The organism is Caproicibacterium lactatifermentans (genome assembly GCF_013315815.1).
GTDB classification, from domain to species: Bacteria; Bacillota; Clostridia; order Oscillospirales; family Acutalibacteraceae; genus Caproicibacterium; species Caproicibacterium lactatifermentans.
Genome location: NZ_CP046051.1, coordinates 661,438 through 682,367, shown reverse-complemented (window position 1 = coordinate 682,367; position 20,930 = coordinate 661,438). Strand labels below are relative to the sequence as shown.

The window sequence follows — 20,930 nt, the reverse complement described above, 5'->3', positions numbered from 1 at the left end:
AGTTTTCAGAAAAGAAAGGTGTTTGGAATGTTAAAAGTAGGAGTTTTAACCAGCGGCGGGGACTGTCAGGGACTAAACGCAGCCATTCGCGGGCTGGGAAAGGCACTGCTGTGCACATTCGGCAGTGATATTACTATTTACGGAATTGAGGACGGCTACCGCGGTTTAATTGAGGGCAACTACCACAGAATGGTACCTCATGATTTTTCCGGTATCATTAACCTTGGCGGTACCATTTTGGGTACAAGTCGTCAGCCTTTCAAACAAATGCGTTCCATGGCAGGCGGCACTGACAAAGTAAAAAACATGAAAGATAACTATAATAAGATGGGGCTGGACTGTCTGGTAGTCCTTGGCGGCAACGGCACGCACAAAACCGCCAATCTATTAAGTCAGAAAGGGCTTTCGGTCATTACCCTGCCCAAAACAATTGACAACGATATCTGGGGCACGGACATCACGTTTGGCTTTCAAAGTGCCGTAGACGTTGCGGCCAACGTGCTGGACTGCATTCACACCACTGCCACTTCTCACGGACGCATCTTTATTGTGGAGGTCATGGGCCATAAGGTTGGCTGGCTGACGCTGCACGCTGGTTTGGCCGGCAGCGCGGATGCCATCCTGCTGCCGGAAATTCCGTATAAAGTAGACAATATCGTAAAGATGATTAACCACCGCAGCAAGGAAGGCAAACGCTTTTCCATTCTGGCTGTAGCAGAGGGCGCTCTGTCGCAGGAAGAAGCACAGATGAGCAAAAAAGAGCTGAAAGCAAAACGTGCTGCGGAACCGTATCCTTCTGTTTCCTACCGTTTAGCGCACGACCTGGAACAGGCAACCGGTCACGAGATTCGTGTGACTGTGCCCGGCCATATTCAGCGCGGCGGCAATCCCTGCCCCTATGACCGTGTCCTTTCCACCCGCTTCGGCGTGGCGGCCGCACAGCTGATTAAGCAGAAAAAGTACGGCTATATGGTTGCCATGCGCAACAATGTCATCGTTCCGGTGCCGCTTTGTGAGGTCGCCGGTAAACTCAAAACCGTGCCGCCCGACTGTAATGTGATTCAGACGGCGCGGGATATAGGTATCAGTTTTGGTGACTAAAGGAGGTTTTCATTATGTTCTGTCCGTATTGTGCATCTGATTTTCATGACCGTCAGCAATCCCTTCACAAGGCTGCAAAAACAGGCGGTGCACTGGCACTGGTTTTCGGCCTGCTGACACTGTGCGGCGGTATTGCATACGTTGTCAACAAAGCAAAATGCATTCATGAACTAAACCACTCGCTGCCCGTCATACGTTTGGCAGCAAAGAAGTACCTACAGAAAAATACAGGCCCCGTCCCAGAGGAATCCACAGCCAACGAAGAAGACATGGACTAAACCAAAAGCCGCTCCCGAAAAAGGGAGCGGCTTTTCATTCGATATAACCGTTCTGGCCCGAGTTTTCTTTATTGATGTCAGGGTTTCCATGAACATAATCAATCGACATGTGGATTCATCACACAGCCCGCTGGATATGATTATAATCATCAAGCGATGGAAAGTGCGAAAGCACATTTTCTGCAAAATCATAAAGATGATCCAATACCATCTAAAAATTCCTGTGAAGTTCCTATCTCTGTATCTGAACGAATGAATTGCATTTCTTTTATGCTGTACAGTATCAACCTAAGCATACTCCGGTGAGCTTACATCATCCCATAGCTTTCCACTACTAAAGTTTTTAAGATTATTGAATGACGCTTTTCCCGGTTCTATCATTTTTCCTTTTTACGCTTGCTTTACATTCCAGTATGGAGAGATTAAAAGCAAATGTCGGACATCCGAAATATCACCCAGCAGGAATTTACATTCCAGTATGGAGAGATTAAAAGAACCGGTGCGGTCAAAAGATGTTGCTTGCCGCCCGGATTTACATTCCAGTATGGAGAGATTAAAAGAAGCTCCCCGGACATCGTGACTGTGTTGAGGATATAATTTACATTCCAGTATGGAGAGATTAAAAGTCTCCGGTGTGGGTAGACGCTAAGCGGACAGTGCTTATTTACATTCCAGTATGGAGAGATTAAAAGCCCCAGCTCCATCCCACTACTTGCGGCCAAATCCAATTTACATTCCAGTATGGAGAGATTAAAAGCCGGCCGGCGGGCATAAGCGGCCCTGAACTCATCGCATTTACATTCCAGTATGGAGAGATTAAAAGCGGCAAAACCTACCCCTGTTACCTGATTACGAAAAAATTTACATTCCAGTATGGAGAGATTAAAAGTGTACTACAAAACGCAAGAAGGCACCCAACGAAAACATTTACATTCCAGTATGGAGAGATTAAAAGGAAGGTTAACCATTTTCTAATGCCCCCTTTACTTCCATTTACATTCCAGTATGGAGAGATTAAAAGGGACAACTTTCGTGTCCCCGATAGTCGCGTAGAAATATTTACATTCCAGTATGGAGAGATTAAAAGTACTGCCCCGCATTTAAATCCTGGGCGCGCACATCAATTTACATTCCAGTATGGAGAGATTAAAAGCACCGCGACAGCGGCGGCCTGCTGTGCTTCCCCATATTTACATTCCAGTATGGAGAGATTAAAAGTCACGCGCCACTGGCGCCTTCCCTCGCGGCTCGCGGATTTACATTCCAGTATGGAGAGATTAAAAGCGAATGCTCGACCGCAAAAATTTTACGTGCAGAATGGATTTACATTCCAGTATGGAGAGATTAAAAGTGATGTGGTGGTCGTACTATCAGTTGCGGTAGTTGCATTTACATTCCAGTATGGAGAGATTAAAAGAAAGTCACATCATCAGGAAAGCATTGCAAAAAAAATATTTACATTCCAGTATGGAGAGATTAAAAGGGTCGGAAGTGGGTTGAGGGTACATCGGCTGAAGAAAATTTACATTCCAGTATGGAGAGATTAAAAGACATCACATTCTTCTTCGTTGTCATAGTCTACTTTGATTTACATTCCAGTATGGAGAGATTAAAAGTGTGAGCAACGCGGCAGTTAACGCACCGGCCATTGAATTTACATTCCAGTATGGAGAGATTAAAAGGCGGTGGTCCGTAATGGCAAAAGGCAAATATCAAAAGATTTACATTCCAGTATGGAGAGATTAAAAGGCAGGTGTTGTTGATATTACATACACACATCATGAATTTACATTCCAGTATGGAGAGATTAAAAGTGTTACCCTTGAACTCGCAATGCTTGCAGTCCTCATATTTACATTCCAGTATGGAGAGATTAAAAGAAGCCAGACAATGAGGCAATGCGCCAGGGCCGTGACCATTTACATTCCAGTATGGAGAGATTAAAAGCAATCACTTTTCCAGGCATATTATTTAACCTCCTTGATTTACATTCCAGTATGGAGAGATTAAAAGACAACTAATGAAGATGTAGGGGACATCACAAAAGACATTTACATTCCAGTATGGAGAGATTAAAAGCATTATGCTGCTCCACCCGTGCGACACCTGCACGCATTTACATTCCAGTATGGAGAGATTAAAAGACCCCATCTCCAATAGTACCCACCCAGCTGTCATTAATTTACATTCCAGTATGGAGAGATTAAAAGTTACAACAGGGTTATTTATGGAAAGGGGTTATATAAATTTACATTCCAGTATGGAGAGATTAAAAGTTTTACATATTCCCGGACCCTACCTGTATTAGTCATATTTACATTCCAGTATGGAGAGATTAAAAGTGATGTTGATTATTGGGTAATAAATAGATGCTACGAAATTTACATTCCAGTATGGAGAGATTAAAAGTTTTTTAAAGCAGGGCATATCCGCGCGGTACATGATTATTTACATTCCAGTATGGAGAGATTAAAAGGGAGGAAAAATAAATGGGCTTATCCGTTTTAATTCTATTTACATTCCAGTATGGAGAGATTAAAAGGGTACCTGATAGTCGCGGTATGGTCGGTACAGGTGTAATTTACATTCCAGTATGGAGAGATTAAAAGCCAGTGTGCTGACCATTCGCCAACCGACGATCCAAGATTTACATTCCAGTATGGAGAGATTAAAAGTACCGAGGCCGGGAACGCAATGACGGAGCTTGCCAAATTTACATTCCAGTATGGAGAGATTAAAAGACACGGTGGACGGCGGCAGCTTTAGCGATTACTCGCATTTACATTCCAGTATGGAGAGATTAAAAGAATTTCTTCTTTTGTCGGTTTGAATCCCTTTCCCATATTTACATTCCAGTATGGAGAGATTAAAAGGTCTTGTCCACATTAGTTTCCTTGCTGTAGTCGTAATTTACATTCCAGTATGGAGAGATTAAAAGTACTGCTGACACCGTGCCGGACCGGGTGCCGTTTAATTTACATTCCAGTATGGAGAGATTAAAAGTTCTCACAACATAGACAAGTCATCAACAGAGAACAACATTTACATTCCAGTATGGAGAGATTAAAAGCAACTTTCAGATGCAGAACGTGAAGTTTTAATCAAATTTACATTCCAGTATGGAGAGATTAAAAGTTCAAATATTATGAACAGCGAAAGGAAGCATCTATAATTTACATTCCAGTATGGAGAGATTAAAAGCGGGGAGTGGAACGACGCTTAGAGCGGCATATGAACTATTTACATTCCAGTATGGAGAGATTAAAAGTACTGTTAACGGTTATCTTTACACAATAGAATTCAAATTTACATTCCAGTATGGAGAGATTAAAAGAGTCGATTGCAGGAAAAACGGATTACTCTAGCTCAAAACATATAAATTATTTACGTATTTTCTATAGTATAGCATCGTTTCCTTTATTATGCAAGCAATTTTCTCCTTTCCCTGCTGTCGTACCTACGCTATTTTTTCAGTATCGGTGGTCGACAGATTTTTTTACAAAAAATTAGATGTAACGTCTGACTCATCTTTTCCATAAAATTCTTTTGTCAGCCAACGTTCTTCCCTGCTTTTGAATATAATAACAGAATCCAGATTCTTATCAATCCACGGCATCAATTCTTTCTTCATACGCGCCAAATGTGATGGATTAGTATCTCCTTCAAATACAGAATTTTGTATATGGATGAGATATTTCTTGCATATTTTAAAAATGTTGCGCTGCCGTCTGGTTCCGTTTTCTTCTTCCGCTATATCGTAAACCAAAATGACATACACTTATATCACCACCACATAACAAAAGGTTTGTAAGGCTTTTCGCCCATGATATCTTTGATAAGCTTGTAGCACTCCAATCGCATTAAGTACTGATAAGACACCTTCTTTTTTAGCTCTCTATGGAAAATGGTCGTTTTCAGCCTATCGTCCAGCGCTCGTGCGATTACCTGGGATGCCCGTTTCTTTAAATGCAGGCAGTTAAGTTCCCTAGTAAAGTCCTTCTCAGTTATTTGATTCTTATTGATTAATGAAAAGAGAAGTCTGTCGCCAATAAGTGGTTTGAAAATTTCTGATACATCCAAACTGAGAGAGAAACGCCGTGTGCCAGGTTCGTGCAAAAAGCTAATTGTTGGGTTCAGCTGCGTGCGGTAAATCTCGTTTAGACATCTGCCATAAATCATACCATTGATAAAAGAAATCATGGTATTCATCATATTGTCCGGCGGGTGTCGGACACGTTTTTCAAATTCAGTTTTATTCCCGGTGATTGTTTCAAACGAAGAATAATAAGCGGTATGTATTCTTCCCTCATAACCCATCAGTTCCGAAATATCTGCCGCTGTATCGGAGCCTTCACGCAAAATCTGCACGGCATCCATAATTTCTGCAAGGTCCAGGCCGCGGTTTTTATAGTAGCGTAGATTACGCAGAATATTATCGGTAGCCCCCTGTACAAATTCTCGTGCCAGCCGCAGCCTGTGTGATTCATCCAAATATGCTTTCGCCTGCTGTACCAGAACATTTCCGGCCAAGAGATTCTCTTTGGGATAATAGGTTCCTACATAATTCGTATAATAATCGAAGAAGTGCACCATGATTCCATACTTTGAGAGCAATTCCAGTATCTTTGAGTTTAAAGTCATCTCAGTCATCAGGTAAATATCCGAGATTTCCTCAATTGGCAAACTCTTTGCGCTCCCTCCATATGGAGCAAAGGAAAGTGTATTGTCTTTACGATGCAATTCGCCATTTGTATAAATGTAAATACTCTTTTTCATATCTTCCTCATATAAAGCAAAGGTCGTAATATGCACACTTTTTACAAATTTTTTTCGTCTTACGGGGCGGTGGTGTTTTCATTCCTTGTATGGCATTGATTTCTTTCATTACATTCAAAAGATGCGCTTCATCTTCCTTTGTCAGCGCAATGCTTTCTGTATGCTTCAGCAGCGGGTAATCAATTTTTCCGGTTAGGTGCTCCACACCACGCTGTTTAAAATACCAGAGATAATATTTCAGCTGCCAGATACCCGCTTCCTCTATGGAACGGCTTTTTTTCACTTCATGCAGTATACGGCTTTTTTCAATATAATCGACCGAGATTTGGTTGTTGACCGTAATATGCTTCTCCGCATGGCTATACGCCGTTTCGTCCAGTACTTTTCCGATTGCGACATTTTCATCGTCCTGTTCCATACGCAGGTTTTTACAGAAATAATACAGCTTTCTTTGACATACAAAGTAGTAATAAACCATCATACCACTGATATTTTTGTCCGTAGTGCTGCCCCCCTTTATAGAAAATTATCAAACTCTTCTCTGCCTTTTTTGTTTTTATACTGATTGATTAATCCAATACCTTGGCCCGTTGTTTCGTCAAAATCATATTCTCCGTTATAAAGGCACACACCGCTGTGCGGATAAAAGCGCTTCTCATTAGCAGACAGATTTCTATCAATATCCAGTCCCATATCGGGCACAGCAATCGTATGGTCCATAAAGAATTCCTGTGCTTCCATTTTTCCCTTGTAACTGCCATGCTTCATTTTTTGACGAATCTGTGCAAGCTCGCCGCTTCCTTCGAGTTGCTCATAAACTCTGTAGGGCATAACTGTTACAGAATCAATATCACGAAACCGTATTTCTTGATTGTCAACTTTATACATTTCTCCACTTTCCAGCAAGTTATAATTAAATTGAATGGCCTTGCCGTAATTTGACTGCAGAATACGCGGATTTTTATCTTCATCATAAACAAGGTCCATCATATCTGTTTTATCGTCCTGCCTGTCATTTTCCTGCAGCAGGCAGCCGTCATATTTCTGCACAGCCTCCAATGTATACTGGTACAGTTGCCCGTCCACAATAGGATGCTTCGGTGAACCAATATCTTGATTTTCCAGAATATATACATTGGGGACCTTTCCAAGGTCATACTTTCTGCTGCGGTACACACGTCCCATACGCTGCAGCAAAGAATCTACAGTACACAGTTCGGTATACAGTATATCAAAGTCAATGTCCAGCGAAGCCTCTACGACCTGGGTGGAAATCCATACACCACATTGTGCTTCCCTATTTGGATTGTTCGGCGCAAAGTTCTGTATTTCTTTTTCAAGTGTTCTTCTGTCCTTTCGCAGGTAACGGCTATGCAGAACATTCGCTTCTGTTCCAAGTTCCTTCAGCTGTGCCTGCACCTGCTGTGCCCGCTTTACTCGATTCACCAATACCAGCACACGTTTTGTCTTGGCTTGTTCACATATCTGTGCCAAGGGAAACTCCCGTTCATACAGCAGTTTTATTCTGTGGCGGCAGGGCATGCTGCCATGGAAATTCGGCAGTGCGTCCTTTTCCGGACATGGAATGCCATGCTGCTTCATCAAACGGAAAAGGATTTTCGGGAAAGTGGCAGTCATGATGCAAAAATGCCCTCCCATATCGCTGATAAAATGAAGCGCGTACAAAATAGACGCAATTAGTTCAGGAGAATAAGTTTGTATTTCATCAATAACTAGATTTCCGCAGGCAAGCGCGGCGGCAGGTGCTTCCGTGCCGTTGGCTTTATACACAAAACGGAACAGCTGGTCTATGGTACAAACGGTCAGCGGTGCAGTCAGAAGTCTTGCAAGCCGATATTTCTGCAGTGCCTGTTCATCATTTGCTTCTTCATTTTCCATTTGTTCCAAATAAACCGCTCTTGCGTCACCGTGCAGGACTGCTGCTTTGTGATAACCGATATTTTCCGTTATTCTTTGATAAATAGCATTAATGCTTGCTTTTAGCGGAAGCGTGTAGAAACCTTTTTTGCCGTCAAGCCACAGCAGTGCACCTTCTGTTTTTCCGCATCCGGTGCTTGCCTGAACAATCACATTTTGGTCGCTGTGTTCTTTCAGGTATTCCTGCACCGGACGCAGTGTGAAGCCGCTCCTTTGCATAAACTGCTCTGTTTTTTCCGAGTACAGATAACCATCATCATCTTTCGGGCTCTGTTCGATGTTCACTCCTGCACTGGCACAATAGTCAATTCGGTTCATCGTGCCCTTCAGCTTCATATAGCGTTCCTGCAGTTCGTCATTGAGCCAAATCTCATCGCCATGATAGTCAATGGCTACTATATACTCTGTTTGTAAGTCTGCTGACAGTCCATCATATAAAGGAATCCCGCCCTCCGCCTGTACTTCATTCCAACGTTTCTGAAGCACATCGGCTATATATGCAGTCAATTCATTTTTATAATTTCCAATAACTGATTCCCGTGCGTGATGATAAAAAATAACTTTAACAAGCAATTCTGTTTCTAGGTTGTTAAAACCAAGTTCATCAAAAAAATAATCCGTATTGAGAAACGCAGGACTTAAGTAATTGTGCGGGAATTCAGATCCTTCCGCTGGAACAGTTGGCTTCCCAATCGCTTTTAAAATCTTATTTTGAAAATGAGCGTCCACTTTTCCAATATCGTGAAATTTAACTGCCCAATATAGGATCTTCCAGTCGCTCGCTGAAAACAAAGCCGGATAAAGTGTTTTCAGTTCTTTATATTTTTCCAAACATTTTTCCGTATGTTCCTGCAGAGTCTGACAGTCTGCACTTTTCGCATAAAGAATCAAGGTTTCATCATCCTTTCTGAAAGTAAATGCCATCCGCCGAAAAAGCGAATGGCACTTTTTTAAGCCGGAAAAACCGGTATGACTTCTCGGTCTGCGTAAGGCATATTTTTTTGCACAACTGGTGTTCTGTCCGTAAGAAGACGGCCACCCTTTCCGATAACCGTACCACATCCGGCATAACGCGCTGGAATTGTTTCTTTCCAGGAACGCAAGCCAAGGTTGGAAATTTCATATGTCTTATGCAGTCGATAGCTAGTACCAATGGACGGATATTTTAAACGCACCGTACGTTTCAGGTTCTCTTCAATATCCGCGGGAATCCATGCAGAACATGCAAGCACGATACTGTTATTCTGTACCTGCTCCTCCTGCAGGTCGGTAATACATACGTCGTCTATCCGCAGCAGGTCTTCCCATCGGCCAAGATTCAAATAATTCTTCGGATATTTTAGGCCATGCGCAATGGTTTCACACAGGGTGTTGTCCTCCGGAATGATGTGCAGTATCAACTGCACGTCTGTCAGGAGTTCCACACTGCCCAGTCCACGTGTCATGCCGTAGTTCTGGTCACCGCTCTGCATCAAAATATTCTGCCGCCCTGCCTCATAGGACATATTTTTATTAAACTCATAGCGCGTATACATTTCCTGTACACTGCTGGCAAAGTCGCCCTGAATGCTCACCTGCATCGGCATATATTCCGTAAAGCCACACGCGGCATGTACCATACCAATGACTGTAGAGTAAGGCGGCAGCGGATAGCTTTCTTTGATGATAAGACTCTGCGGCATCCGGTAGGAAGCCATATTCTGCTCAGCCAATACTCTAACAGCCCGCATAGTCATCTTTCACCTGGTCTTTCAGTTCCTTAAAGAACTCCGCAACACCGACCGGTGCAAGTTTGTCCTGAATCTCATCATTGTTGCTGAATTCACCATCTACATAACCTGCCATCGTCGGTTCACCAATGGCTTTGACTGTTTCGGCCAACATATCAACATCCAGCTTGTCGTGCGTCATCTTGATGCGATTTTCAAAGAATGGGGATTTGCGTTCATACACGCCGCCGATAGCAAACACCGGTGCAAGATTTTCCCTGCGGCCTTTAATGTCCCGGTACAGGAATTCCACACAACTAAGGAAATCTGTTACACGCTTACTGCGTTCCTCATTTGGCAGCTCGGTACCATCATTTGCATCGATTCCTACACGGTCCAAGTCAATCGTAATGGTGTAAGCATAGAACGCATGATGAATCTCACTTTGTGCAATGGCATTGCTTGTACCCTTTTCTGCACGTTTGGAAAGACCCATGTTTGTGAGGAAATCCATATCTGCCGCATAAGGCTCCAGTGAAACTGCATTGCTTAACCGAGCAACCGCAGAACGCGTATCTGCATTATTTCCCTTCGTTGTCTTCATATATCCAAATAAGTCAATCTCTGGATAATCTTTCACGGAAGTATCCGGCTGAAACTGAACAACAGTCTTGTCACCGCTTCCAGAGGCTGCCACAGGTGTTTTATCCCATTCCAGTTGCTGAATCATGCTGTACCGAAGGGCCTGACGTGAAACATAAGTATACATTTTTCCGTTTGCGCGCGTCATATGTTTCAGTGTCGTAATATTGCCGGTGCTCTCTCCGTAGTTTCCGCTTTCTGCCTCAAATATCATACTTACTGTAAGCCCGTTCTTTTTCATGCTTTATCCTCCCCTTTGTTTTCCTCATTTGTTTTATTTTCTTTCGATGCACTGTTCAGTCCCTGTACAAACGCATGGCCAATGACTTGAAAGTTTTCATCATTATGAATAGCGTAGAAAAAGATTTTCGGTATCTCAAACCCAAAAGACATATACAGCCTTTCAATGGTATCAAAAAAGAGTTTTTGATTATCGCCCTGTAAAGCATTCAACAGACGATATGTAACGCCTATCAGCCGTTTGCCATTTGCCCGCTGTTTTCCGGTATCAATATTGACTTCCCAAATTCTCGCTTTCAGAACCGCGCCGGCGCGATACGCCTGGCTCTTCAAACTCATCTGTGTTTTCACAGCTTCCTTATCCCTCTTTCTGCAAAACATTTTAATTTGTATTTCCAACAGCCAGTTGTAAATGCCGAGTCCGTAGCCTTGTTCCAGAGAATTGCGGTACCCCTGCAGCATCAATCCATAAAGTTCCTGTCCATTTAAGATATGTTCCAATGTTTGATGGAACAAGTACGGATTTGCTTTCAACAGTTTTCCAAGTGTTCCTTTCAAACCAACAAAATCTTCCAGCATATCTGCCGTCAGTGTATTAACCCGATAGGTGTCGCCGGAACGGCGGACAACCTGTACATTCTGCAGCCAATTTTCCGCCTGTGTTTCATCTGCTGTAAGAAGGAACTGATTGATGACTTCTGCGAAAGCATCTTTTTGCAGGTCTTGGCTGCTGTCCGGAAAGTTATTTGCCGTGTTCAGCGTTCGAATGCTGCGGCAGTCGTTGACAAACACACCTTCACTTGCAAATGTCGTAAATCCAAGCGGTACACAGGCATAAACAAGCATACAATAAGGGCACATCATAATATCCGGTACATAGTTCCAGAAGCTGTCTGTTTTCCGCTTAACGTCCGGCATGGTATCATTCACCCATGCCGTAGAAGAAGCCTTCGCCTGCAAAGCTCTTCCGCATTGAAAACAAGGCATTACTTTTTTCCCTTTTTTGGGTTTATATGTGGCAATCGGTACAAGGAAATAATCACTGAATGCCTGCTCAAAAGGTTCTTTATTTTTCGTTTTATGCAAGAATGAAACGCCTGTCCAGTAATTCTGCACGCGTGTATATACAATGTCTTTCAAGCAAAGCACATGGCGAACGTCTTCCTGTTTCATTTGTTCGTAAAGTTCCTGCAGCATATTCAGCTGTTTTTGCTGATTTTCCTCATTTTTGATAGACTTTACTATTCCCCAGAAGTCATATTTTGTGTTGTAATATTTTCTTAAGATTTCAAATCCTGCTGTATAAGAATTTCGCTTGAGCTTTTCACAAAGTGAACTAATGCATTTCTTCAGCTTTTTGGGAAAATCTTCTGCTTCCCGCGCATTTGGCGATAAAATCCATTCCAGTTCTTTTATTAAATTCTCATATACGGTATCGCTGCCATAGCGGTCTATTAGTTCCTCAAAATACGCTTTTGTAAATTCTTCGGAGAATGCCTCCTGCCGGACAATTAGGTTTTCACTGTCCAGCCGATAATAGGGTTCTCCGCTGCTGTCTGCCGGCATTCGATTCAGCACTCTGTAAAGTCCCAACAGCCCGGCATTATAAAGCGCATCGTTGATATGCAAATGTATTCCTTGCTTCTCTTCTTCCGCCAAATATTCTCATCTCCCTATTATCGCTGCTGCAGAATCTGCAGCAGCCCAAAACCATTTGAGCACCTACTTCCAAGTCCGTTTTCGTACAATTCAAACAGCAGTTCCGGCGCTCCGCTTATCGCGGCAGTGCCTATGCTGCATTCAATCTTCTGCCCGAAATGCAGAACGACTGTCTTTTTCATTTGGATGGGCAGAAAGTGAAATGTCTTCAACATTTCATCAGTAATGCTGTTGCTGTTCTGAAAGCGTCGCATCAGCTGTTCCCGCAGCTTTTCTTCAAAATCCGGCCGTTCCACGGAACAATACTGTTTCTGCCCGCCGTCCCTCAACCGTACGCAGATAGGTGATAATGTTTTTACAAGCATTTGTGTACCGCTGATGCAGGCTTCCGGCGGCATATACAGCCGTTTCAGCGTCATTTCATTGCCATTCGCTAAAGGTCTGCTTTTGCCTTTGACACGCTTTAAAGCATTGTAAAGTAGAATGCCAGTCTCCATATCGCCCGTACTGTATGTAATGTACACCTGATTACTTCTTTCCGGCAAAACAATCCGGTCCTTTTCAAACCGAATGCCGCGCGGAAATCCTACTGCAAAACACAAAGGCTTTGCTTTTGCGCTGCCATCGTAGAGCTTCCGGAAGAATTCGCCGCCACTGTAATCTGTCAGCCCCGTTTTTAGTTGGGACATACAAGCTCTCCGATGGTCCCGCGGAAACTGAGGACTTTTTAGTTCCAACTGTGCCGTAATTCTCACGTTTTTAATGCCTCCTTATTTTACCCTTAGATAAGTTTATTTGTATTTTATATTTCTGTATCTACAAGTATATCCTATTTCCCCCATTTGTCAAGTTTTTTGCCGATTCTTTTATTTGCATTTACTATTTGTATAGGGTATACTAAGGTTTTGAGTTAATCTCTTCTGACATGGAATGTAAATTAGATAAGTTTTATTTGAACTTTCCTTAATCTCTCCATTTTGGAACTTTGGTCTGCAAAGCTTACCTGCAGACCATTTTTATGCCTGAAACAGTTTTCATTTTTCTTGTCCCTACAGGAAATTTCCTACCTTTCCCCATTATGAAATAGGATTAGTACCAAAAATGGTACTAATCCTATTTTTTATGGCTTTTTCTTGAAATGTGTATCCAGTATGGAAATATCGGAGTTTGGAAGAGAGACTTCCATGGCGGATAAGCTGTTGGTTATCATTACCTCCCTAACCGACATTAAAAATCCAATCAATTCATACGAAATTGAGAGAATCATTCGGGTGCCCCTAAAGGATACACCTTTGCCGTTGGTCCGCCGCTGTAGCCCCAGCTCCAGTATGCGTATTCTTGGCAAATGGGCCTCCGTTCCTTTTATACTGCTGGCCTTTTTCTCTTTGCTTTCTTTTTTCTATTGATTCCAAAAATGAACCCGCAGAATCCGCTGCCAAACAAGCCCGTAACGAAAAAGGCCGCTCCGCTGACAATGCAAAATCAGCAGAGTGGCCTTCCCATAAATTGTTTTTCAGAATTTTTTATAAAGCGGTCCTTACGCACCAAAGCCATCGCGAACAAAGCCGCTGTTCAACAGATTCCGCCTATTGTTTTCCCGGAATGCAGATTGATATTCCAGTCCGTGCCCCATTCCTCATGTCCGGGAAGATGCTGCATGGTTTCCATCATTTTGAAATAGGCGTGCTTCATTTCAGCGTCTGTTTCTTTTTCGTATACTGTGCATCTCCTTCATCGTTTTTGGAAGCAAGATAAGTCTTCCTGTTCTGACTGCGCTACACTTTTGATTGAAATCCACTTTTTCTCCTTCAAGAATGTTACCCATTACGCTCTTTCACCGTGCTCTGAGGCACTGCACGGCACATAATCCCGATCCACCGTAACCACCGGATAATACGTGTCACTCAGCGCACGCACGCCCATTTTTACACGGTTACGAACCTCTTCGTCAGTCAGATTGCAGGAAAATGGCACACATACATCAAAAATCAAATTGGAGTGCGTTGGTCCCCACACCACACGGAAATCATGAATGGTGGACCGCGGTTCCACCGCCTTGACCATTTCACTGACCTGATGACAGAGTTCATTGGTGCGCGGGTCGTCCGCGATAATGGGGTCCATGTGAATCAGCAACTGGATGCCCAGTTTTTGCCCCACTGTGCGTTCAATGTTGTCAATCAAATCGTGGCTGACCAAAACATCCTGGTGTGCGTCGACTTCACAATGGACAGAAGCGAACCAGCGGTTCGGTCCGTAATTGTGTACGGTCAGGTCATGTACCCCCAGAATGCCATCATAGGATGTGATATCTTTATAAATGCTATTGACCAATTCTTTAGACGGCGCCTGCCCCAGAAGCGGATTGCTGGTTTCTTTGATAAGCTGAATCCCTGTCACGATAATCAGGACCGCAACCGCCAGCCCTACATAGCCGTCCAGGTTAAAGCCCGTCAGCTTTGTAATGATAATGCCAAACAAAATGGCTGCTGTGGAGAAGACATCGTTGCGGCTGTCTGCGGCGGTTGCGGTCAGCGTTGCGGAATCAATCTGTTTGGCAACCTTGCGGTAAAAAACAGACTGCCACAGCTTCACTGCAATCGAAATCAGCAAAATGACAATGGACAGTACACCGATTTTGGCTGCCTGCGGCGAAACAATTTTGCCGACAGCCTCCTCCACCAGTTGAATTCCCACAAACAGAACCGCAATAGAAACAATCAGGCCGCTGATATATTCAATGCGTTCATGGCCAAAGGGGTGTTCCTCATCGGCCGGCTTTTCCGCCAATTTAAAGCCCATCAGCGTCACAATGCTGGAAGCGGAATCGGACAGGTTGTTGACAGCGTCTGCCGTAATGGCCAAGCTGTGGAACAACGTACCTGCAATGAACTTCATCACGGCCAAAAGCAGGTTCGTCACTACACCAACTATGCCGGCAAATCGGCCATAAGAGGCACGTACTTGCTGTTCTTCTGTATGTTCATGATTCGGTACAAAATGACGAACCAAAAAATCAGTCATAAAAAATCCTCCTGCCGGCCGCCATGCAGAGGCCTGCCCGGCACAGCCGTGTATAAAAAATCCTCTCCGCCCGGAGAGGATAGTCCCTAGATACTGGAAGTATATCATCAGTTAGGGTAAATCACAAGTATTTTTTATCTGTCAGCAAACAGGCTGCCGCCGTGGCAGTCAATCGCCACCAGCAGCGGGAAGTTCTGCACAGTCAGCCGTTTTACCGACTCACAGCCCAGTTCTGGGAACGCAACCACTTCCAGCTGTTTGACACACTGTGCCGCCAGCGCTCCCGCGCCGCCCACCGCGCACAGATAAACCGCTTTGTTGCGGCAGATGGCCTGACAGACCTCTTCGCTGCGTCCGCCTTTGCCAATCATTCCTTTTAGTCCTGCATCCAGCAGGGCCGGTGTATAGGGGTCCATTCTGCCGGAAGTGGTAGGCCCGCAGGCACCAATGGGCAAATTCAGCGGGGTAGGTGTCGGACCCGCATAGTAAACAGTAGCACCCTGCAGCGGAAACGGCAGGACCTTGCCCGCCTGCATAAGGCTTCGTATCCGTTTGTGTGCCTGGTCCCGTGCGGTGTAAATCACACCACTTAAAAGCACCTGGTCGCCGGCATGGAGCAGGGGCGCCTGTTCCGCCATTTTTTGTGCGTCAATCGTTATCTTCTTCTGCAAAGCAGGCACCTCCCGCGCATTCCGCCGTCGGCAGAAACGCTTTTACATCATTCTTTTCTTCTTCAAAATAATTGCTGCAATCACCATACTGACACCTGTCAGCACCATAGGAAACCAAAACTGCGGCAACGGCAGGCCGGAAACGTTCATGCCGTAAATGCCCGAAATAACCGTTGGCAGGGAAAAAATCAATGTAATGGAGGCCAGCACTTTCATCACATTGTTCAGATTGTTATTGATGATAGAAGCAAAAGCGTCCATTGTTCCGGAAAGAATATTCATATAAATATTCGACATATCAATAGCCTGCCGAACTTCTATCAGTACATCTTCCAGCAGGTCCTGGTCCTCGTCGTACAGCTTAATTGCACGCCCACGCATGATTTTTTCCATAGTAATTTCATTCTGTTTGAGAGAAGAAGAAAAGTACACCAGTGATTTTTCAATATCCAGCAACTGTACCAGTTCGTTGTTTTTCATCGAGCGGCGCAGTTCTTTTTCCATGGTATCGCTGATACGCTCAATCTGTTTCAAGTACAGCAGAAATCTTGTCGCAATGCGCAGCATCAGCTGCAGGACAAACCGGGTCTTTAAGTTCGTCTGTACATTCCGCACCGCGCCGTCTGTAAACTCATCCAACACCGGGTTAGGCTGCAGGCTGACGGTAATCACATTCTTCTCTGTAATAATAATGCCCAGTGGGCGTGTTGAATAAAAGAGCTTCTCGTTTTCCGTGCTTTCTACGACCGGAATATCCACAATAATCAAGGTATTGTTATCTTCTTTATCAATACGTGGACTTTCCTCTTCGTCCATTGCAGCACGGAAAAAGTCCGGCTCCACAGAATAGTTCCGAATAAGGGCAGATACCTCTTCGTCCTGCGGGTCTATGCAGTTTATCCAGCAGCCCATCTCACTGGCAGGAAGCTGCTGCATCTGGTCGCCAACCGTTTTGTAAAAAGACAGCATGGCAATTTTACATCTCCTGTTTTCTCTGGATACGCCCGACGGGCGTTCGGCGGGTCCTGAAACGGGTCCGGTTTCACCAGTGCCACCTCCTACCTTGTATTGAACTATTTTTCATTATACCAGCAAACAAAATAGTTTACAAGCAATACGCCGGAACAGGCAAGGGATTCTCCGGTATTTCATTGCCGGACGCAATCGGAGGCGCTAAATCTCATTCTCCTGCGTTTTTCCTAATGAAAACAGAAAAGGGCCAGCTCCGCGTCTTTCGCACGGAGGCTCCAGCCCTTTAAAATACTTCTTTGTTTTATTTATTGCGGTTAAAGATGGACATAATATCCACAAAACCCTCGTCGTCATCGTCCAGCGTAGACTTTACTTCCTTCTTGAGCGTAGGTGCAGCAGCTGGTGCCTGCTGTTTCTTTGCCGGTCCGTTATGTGCCATAGACTTGCTGCCGCCAAAGGAACCGTTCAGAATGTTGATGTCTGCATCTGCATCGGAAGCCTTGCTGCCGTCATCTGCCAGTGATTCCTCACCGCCGCTGGTTTCAAAGCCAGTGGCGATAACCGTAACGCTCATCTCATCGTCCATGTTCTCATCGAACGCGGCGCCCCAAATGATGTTTGCATCATCGCTCGCCTGTTCGCTAATCATAGAAGAAGCGGTTTCAATTTCATCCAAGCCAATGTCAGGAGAAGAAGTGATATTGATAATAACACCCTTTGCCCCGGCAATGCTGGTTTCCAGCAATGGGCTGGAAATAGCCATGTTGGCGGCTGTTTCGGCTTTGTCCTTGCCGGAAGCACGGCCGACGCCCATGTGTGCGTAGCCGGCGTCCTTCATAACGGCGGTCACATCGGCGAAGTCCAAGTTGACCAGGCCAGGCAGCTTAATCAGGTCAGAAATACTCTGCACGCCCTGCCGCAGCACATCATCTGCAACGGAGAACGCGTTCAGCAGCGTAATGCGCTGTTCCGAAACCAGTTTTAAGCGCTCGTTGGGGATAACGACCAGGGAATCCACGTGCTCGCGCAGCTGTGCAATGCCCTCTTCGGCCTGCTGCATACGGCGCTTGCCCTCAAAGGCAAACGGCTTTGTCACAATGCCGACGGTCAAAATGCCGAGGTCGCGGGCAATCTCTGCCACAACTGGGGCTACACCAGTGCCGGTGCCGCCGCCCATACCTGCAGTAATAAAGACCATGTCACTGCCGCGCACCGCTTCTGTAATTGCTTCGCGGCTCTCGTCTGCAGCTTTACCACCCATTTCCGGGTTGCTGCCGGCGCCTTTGCCGTGTGTTACCTTTTCACCAATCTGAATCTTCTGGGTTGCTTTGGAACGGAACAGGGCTTGTTTATCGGTGTTAACACTGATAAACTCTACTCCCTGTACTCCCATGGTAACCATGCGGTCAATGGCGTTTCCGCCGCCGCCGCCGACGCCGACCACTTTTATCTGAACGATGTTTTCGAAGTCGTTGTCAATTTCAAAAGGCATTTGCCGGTTCCTCCTTATTGATCATCCTGCAGCAAGCGCCGCACGAATTCTGTCATTTTATCATATTGCTTCTACCATACAATCATAGAACTAATTTATCACGTTTTGCGCATAATTTCAATGATTTTTTTTGCTTTCATCAGCTTTTCACAAAAGCTGTACGAAAAAAAGCCTATTCCCCGCTGCCTGAGGAGTCTTCACCCTCACTTTTTGAAACGCTGGATGAGTTTTCCTTGCTAGACGTACTTTTGGACGAAGCCGACGAAGAGGAGGCCGACGATGCAGCTGATGCCGATGAGGCAACAGATGCTGGCGTAAACCATGTAATGGATTTCTCTTTGCTAACAGAAGAAACGTTGAAAACGCCCGCTTCACCCGAAAGGTGCTGTGCCATCGTTGCTTTCGCAAAACGGAATTTCTTTCCCAGATAAGTGGAATTGCCCAGCTTTATCTGTAAACTCTTTCCTGTCGTTGTGCGGCAGGTTACACTGAGGTCATACATATCTGATACATCAATGACGGTGACATTGGCAAAACTGTTGTCAGAAATTGCCTTTGCCACCTGCTGATACAGGCCGCTTTTCTGGCTGTCCTTAAATACAGCTGAACCGCCAACTTGTGCCGAATTGATTTCCAGCCCTTTCACGACCGGCACACTGGAAGGTTTAGAAGAAAGGACCTCCATCACCCGCCCAGTATGGTCCATCATGATATATTTGCCGTTCCACTGTACCGCACCGGAGGGTGTCCCCTCTTTTACGCTGATGACTACCTTGCACGGCAGCCGCCGGTTGACGCTTACCTCTGTCAAATAGGGGCAGGCACTTCCTACTTTCTTAGCGGCCGACGAAGTGTCCACGGAAAAAAGGTTCTGCCCCTTTTTTACCCCGCTGACAGACATAATCTGACCGGTGGGATAACGGGATTTTCCATCTACCACAACGCTTTGGATACGGAAAACAAACACAAAGCACAAAATGACGGCGGTTACAATGACCGCCAGAAACGCAATAATGTAAAACAGTACTTTCATGCGCTTGCGGTGGCGCATTCGGTTGTAAGCGCGCTGCCGCTGTCCTGCAGACATATGTCTGCAGGGTCTTCCTCTGTTATTCACGTCATTTGCCATTTTCTCAGTCCTCCGTCTCCGGAATCCGCTCAATTTCCGCGCCGAGCGCCCGCAGTATCTGCTCAATGCCCTCATAGCCCCGGTCGATATGATGAACACCCGAAAGGATGGTTGTTCCCTGTGCAGCCAGCCCGGCAATGACCAGTGCTGCACCCCCGCGCAGGTCCGCTGCCTCCACCGGTGCGCCGGAAAGAGACGGCACCCCTTCCACCACTGCTACACGGCCATTTACATGGATATTGGCTCCCATGCGCAGCAGTTCGCCTACATGCTTATAACGTTCCTCAAAGATATTTTCTATAAAGACGCTGGTTCCCTGTGCCACAGTAGTCATTGCCATAAGTGGTGCCTGCGCATCCGTTGGAAAACCGGGGTACGGCATGGTGCGAATGCAGCGTACACGCTGCAACACTTTTGGCGGTGCCAGTGTCAGTGTGTCACCGGTTGCCGTCAAGCGGCAGCCAGCTTCTTCAAAAGCCGGCAGCACTGGAACCAGATGACGTACAACCACGCCGCGCAGCGTCAGCTTGCTGCCTGTAGCCGCCGCTGCCGCCAGATAAGTTGCCGCGGCAATACGGTCCGGTATCACCCGATAAGCGCAGCCGGAAAGGCGCTGTACCCCTTCAATGGTAACTGTACTGGTGCCTGCCCCTGCAATCCGCGCGCCGCAGGCATTTAGGAAGCCCGCTAAATCTTCAATTTCCGGCTCGTGTGCCGCATTTTCCAGTACCGTTGTTCCTTTTGCCGTTGCGGCGGCAATCAGCACATTTTCGGTTGCTCCGACGCTTGGGAAGGAAAGCGTAATCTGTGCCCCCTGCAGCCCATTCGGCGCCGTACAGAGAAGCCTGCCATGGTCTTCCGTTATCTGCACCCCCAGCCGCCGCAGCGCCTGCAGGTGCAGGTCGATGGGACGCGGCCCCAGCTCGCACCCGCCGGGGAAACTGAGGGAAGCCTCCCCCATACGCCCAATGATTGCCCCCAAGAAAATAATAGAGGAGCGCATTTCTCTCATCAGGGCATCTGGGATTGTGCAGGACGACATGGTACGTGCATCCACGGAAACCGCGTCCCCTTCCGCTGATACCCGGCAGCCAAGCCGTCGCAGAATCGTAATCGCAGTATCTACATCCGAAAGATGCGGACAGTTCCGCAGCAAACACGGCTGTGTGCACAACAGAGAGGCCGCCAGCAGGGGCAGAGCGCTGTTTTTCGCACCGTGCACCTGCACCTCCCCATGCAGACGGCACGGGCCGCTGATGCGTAATTTTGACATTAACAACACCCCCACATAATCTTTGC

The 20,930-nt window shown here is 45.7% G+C and carries 17 protein-coding genes and 1 CRISPR repeat array; of the genes, 3 read left to right on the top strand and 14 right to left on the bottom strand.

Annotation, left to right across the window (positions count from 1 at the left end; translation table 11 throughout):
* The first annotated feature begins 27 nt into the window (after nucleotides 1-27).
* Nucleotides 28-1,101 (top strand): 6-phosphofructokinase, encoded by a 1,074-nt coding sequence (locus tag GJQ69_RS03275; RefSeq protein ID WP_086036071.1) that lies wholly within the window; start codon nucleotides 28-30, stop codon nucleotides 1,099-1,101.
* A 14-nt stretch (nucleotides 1,102-1,115) separates the two neighbouring features.
* Nucleotides 1,116-1,379, top strand: a complete 264-nt coding sequence (locus tag GJQ69_RS03270; RefSeq protein WP_086036072.1) for a hypothetical protein — start codon at nucleotides 1,116-1,118, stop codon at nucleotides 1,377-1,379.
* A gap of 399 nt (nucleotides 1,380-1,778) precedes the next feature.
* Nucleotides 1,779-4,713: direct repeats of the CRISPR family, unit length 30 nt; unit sequence ATTTACATTCCAGTATGGAGAGATTAAAAG.
* Nucleotides 4,714-4,875: 162 nt separating this feature from the next.
* Here GJQ69_RS03270 and cas2 read toward each other — a convergent pair.
* The 8 genes from cas2 to cas6 are packed head-to-tail and all read right to left on the bottom strand — an operon-like array spanning nucleotide 4,876 to nucleotide 13,032.
* Nucleotides 4,876-5,157 carry a CRISPR-associated endonuclease Cas2 gene (cas2, locus tag GJQ69_RS03265; protein WP_086036074.1) on the bottom strand — a complete coding sequence of 94 codons (282 nt, stop codon included), beginning with the start codon at nucleotides 5,155-5,157 and terminating at the stop codon, nucleotides 4,876-4,878.
* Nucleotides 5,158-5,162: 5 nt separating this feature from the next.
* Nucleotides 5,163-6,155, bottom strand: coding sequence for a type I-B CRISPR-associated endonuclease Cas1b (cas1b, locus tag GJQ69_RS03260; protein ID WP_086036075.1), 993 nt, complete (start codon nucleotides 6,153-6,155; stop codon nucleotides 5,163-5,165).
* A gap of 7 nt (nucleotides 6,156-6,162) precedes the next feature.
* Nucleotides 6,163-6,636, bottom strand: coding sequence for a CRISPR-associated protein Cas4 (locus GJQ69_RS03255; RefSeq protein ID WP_338031364.1), 474 nt, complete (start codon nucleotides 6,634-6,636; stop codon nucleotides 6,163-6,165).
* Between the two features lie 35 nt (nucleotides 6,637-6,671).
* Complete coding sequence (gene cas3, locus GJQ69_RS03250) at nucleotides 6,672-8,984, bottom strand: CRISPR-associated helicase Cas3' (protein ID WP_174192911.1); 2,313 nt, start codon at nucleotides 8,982-8,984, stop codon at nucleotides 6,672-6,674.
* Nucleotides 8,985-9,043: 59 nt separating this feature from the next.
* Nucleotides 9,044-9,823 (bottom strand): CRISPR-associated protein Cas5, encoded by a 780-nt coding sequence (gene cas5, locus GJQ69_RS03245; RefSeq protein WP_157658959.1) that lies wholly within the window; start codon nucleotides 9,821-9,823, stop codon nucleotides 9,044-9,046.
* Nucleotides 9,810-10,685, bottom strand: a complete 876-nt coding sequence (gene cas7i, locus GJQ69_RS03240; RefSeq protein WP_086036080.1) for a type I-B CRISPR-associated protein Cas7/Cst2/DevR — start codon at nucleotides 10,683-10,685, stop codon at nucleotides 9,810-9,812. Before cas7i ends, cas5 begins: the two co-directional genes overlap by 14 nt.
* Nucleotides 10,682-12,343 (bottom strand): type I-B CRISPR-associated protein Cas8b1/Cst1, encoded by a 1,662-nt coding sequence (gene cas8a1, locus GJQ69_RS03235; protein ID WP_174192909.1) that lies wholly within the window; start codon nucleotides 12,341-12,343, stop codon nucleotides 10,682-10,684. Before cas8a1 ends, cas7i begins: the two co-directional genes overlap by 4 nt.
* Before the next feature lie 17 nt (nucleotides 12,344-12,360).
* A complete protein-coding gene (gene cas6 / locus GJQ69_RS03230; RefSeq protein ID WP_086036083.1) occupies nucleotides 12,361-13,032 on the bottom strand; it encodes a CRISPR-associated endoribonuclease Cas6 in 672 nt (223 codons plus the stop codon).
* Nucleotides 13,033-13,527: 495 nt separating this feature from the next.
* Here cas6 and GJQ69_RS03225 point away from each other — a divergent pair, with 495 nt between their 5' ends.
* Nucleotides 13,528-13,749, top strand: coding sequence for a hypothetical protein (locus GJQ69_RS03225; RefSeq protein ID WP_086036087.1), 222 nt, complete (start codon nucleotides 13,528-13,530; stop codon nucleotides 13,747-13,749).
* Nucleotides 13,750-14,167: 418 nt separating this feature from the next.
* Here the strand turns inward: GJQ69_RS03225 and GJQ69_RS03220 are convergent, their stop codons facing one another.
* From GJQ69_RS03220 to murA, 6 genes are all read right to left on the bottom strand, one after another.
* Nucleotides 14,168-15,367 carry a cation diffusion facilitator family transporter gene (locus tag GJQ69_RS03220; RefSeq protein WP_086036090.1) on the bottom strand — a complete coding sequence of 400 codons (1,200 nt, stop codon included), beginning with the start codon at nucleotides 15,365-15,367 and terminating at the stop codon, nucleotides 14,168-14,170.
* A gap of 134 nt (nucleotides 15,368-15,501) precedes the next feature.
* A complete protein-coding gene (locus GJQ69_RS03215; RefSeq protein ID WP_274379844.1) occupies nucleotides 15,502-16,038 on the bottom strand; it encodes a FumA C-terminus/TtdB family hydratase beta subunit in 537 nt (178 codons plus the stop codon).
* A 42-nt stretch (nucleotides 16,039-16,080) separates the two neighbouring features.
* Nucleotides 16,081-17,007 (bottom strand): magnesium transporter CorA family protein, encoded by a 927-nt coding sequence (locus GJQ69_RS03210; RefSeq protein WP_086036092.1) that lies wholly within the window; start codon nucleotides 17,005-17,007, stop codon nucleotides 16,081-16,083.
* Between the two features lie 304 nt (nucleotides 17,008-17,311).
* Nucleotides 17,312-18,502, bottom strand: coding sequence for a cell division protein FtsZ (gene ftsZ / locus GJQ69_RS03205; protein WP_174192907.1), 1,191 nt, complete (start codon nucleotides 18,500-18,502; stop codon nucleotides 17,312-17,314).
* A 172-nt stretch (nucleotides 18,503-18,674) separates the two neighbouring features.
* Nucleotides 18,675-19,589, bottom strand: a complete 915-nt coding sequence (locus GJQ69_RS03200; RefSeq protein ID WP_157658960.1) for a cell division protein FtsQ/DivIB — start codon at nucleotides 19,587-19,589, stop codon at nucleotides 18,675-18,677.
* 46 nt (nucleotides 19,590-19,635) lie between these two features.
* Nucleotides 19,636-20,904 (bottom strand): UDP-N-acetylglucosamine 1-carboxyvinyltransferase, encoded by a 1,269-nt coding sequence (gene murA, locus GJQ69_RS03195; protein ID WP_086036099.1) that lies wholly within the window; start codon nucleotides 20,902-20,904, stop codon nucleotides 19,636-19,638.
* Nucleotides 20,905-20,930: the final 26 nt, after the last annotated feature.

What these genes read in the sequence shown, in the direction of transcription:
- GJQ69_RS03275 (WP_086036071.1), top strand. Translation starts at nt 28, where the DNA reads ATGTTAAAAGTAGGAGTTTTAACCAGCGGCGGGGACTGTCAGGGACTA.
- GJQ69_RS03270 (WP_086036072.1), top strand. Translation starts at nt 1,116, where the DNA reads ATGTTCTGTCCGTATTGTGCATCTGATTTTCATGACCGTCAGCAATCC.
- cas1b (WP_086036075.1), bottom strand. Translation starts at nt 6,155, where the DNA reads ATGAAAAAGAGTATTTACATTTATACAAATGGCGAATTGCATCGTAAA.
- GJQ69_RS03255 (WP_338031364.1), bottom strand. Translation starts at nt 6,636, where the DNA reads ATGATGGTTTATTACTACTTTGTATGTCAAAGAAAGCTGTATTATTTC.
- cas5 (WP_157658959.1), bottom strand. Translation starts at nt 9,823, where the DNA reads ATGCGGGCTGTTAGAGTATTGGCTGAGCAGAATATGGCTTCCTACCGG.
- cas7i (WP_086036080.1), bottom strand. Translation starts at nt 10,685, where the DNA reads ATGAAAAAGAACGGGCTTACAGTAAGTATGATATTTGAGGCAGAAAGC.
- cas6 (WP_086036083.1), bottom strand. Translation starts at nt 13,032, where the DNA reads ATGTCCCAACTAAAAACGGGGCTGACAGATTACAGTGGCGGCGAATTC.
- GJQ69_RS03225 (WP_086036087.1), top strand. Translation starts at nt 13,528, where the DNA reads ATGGCGGATAAGCTGTTGGTTATCATTACCTCCCTAACCGACATTAAA.
- GJQ69_RS03220 (WP_086036090.1), bottom strand. Translation starts at nt 15,367, where the DNA reads ATGACTGATTTTTTGGTTCGTCATTTTGTACCGAATCATGAACATACA.
- GJQ69_RS03210 (WP_086036092.1), bottom strand. Translation starts at nt 17,007, where the DNA reads ATGCTGTCTTTTTACAAAACGGTTGGCGACCAGATGCAGCAGCTTCCT.
- ftsZ (WP_174192907.1), bottom strand. Translation starts at nt 18,502, where the DNA reads ATGCCTTTTGAAATTGACAACGACTTCGAAAACATCGTTCAGATAAAA.
- GJQ69_RS03200 (WP_157658960.1), bottom strand. Translation starts at nt 19,589, where the DNA reads ATGTCTGCAGGACAGCGGCAGCGCGCTTACAACCGAATGCGCCACCGC.
- murA (WP_086036099.1), bottom strand. Translation starts at nt 20,904, where the DNA reads ATGTCAAAATTACGCATCAGCGGCCCGTGCCGTCTGCATGGGGAGGTG.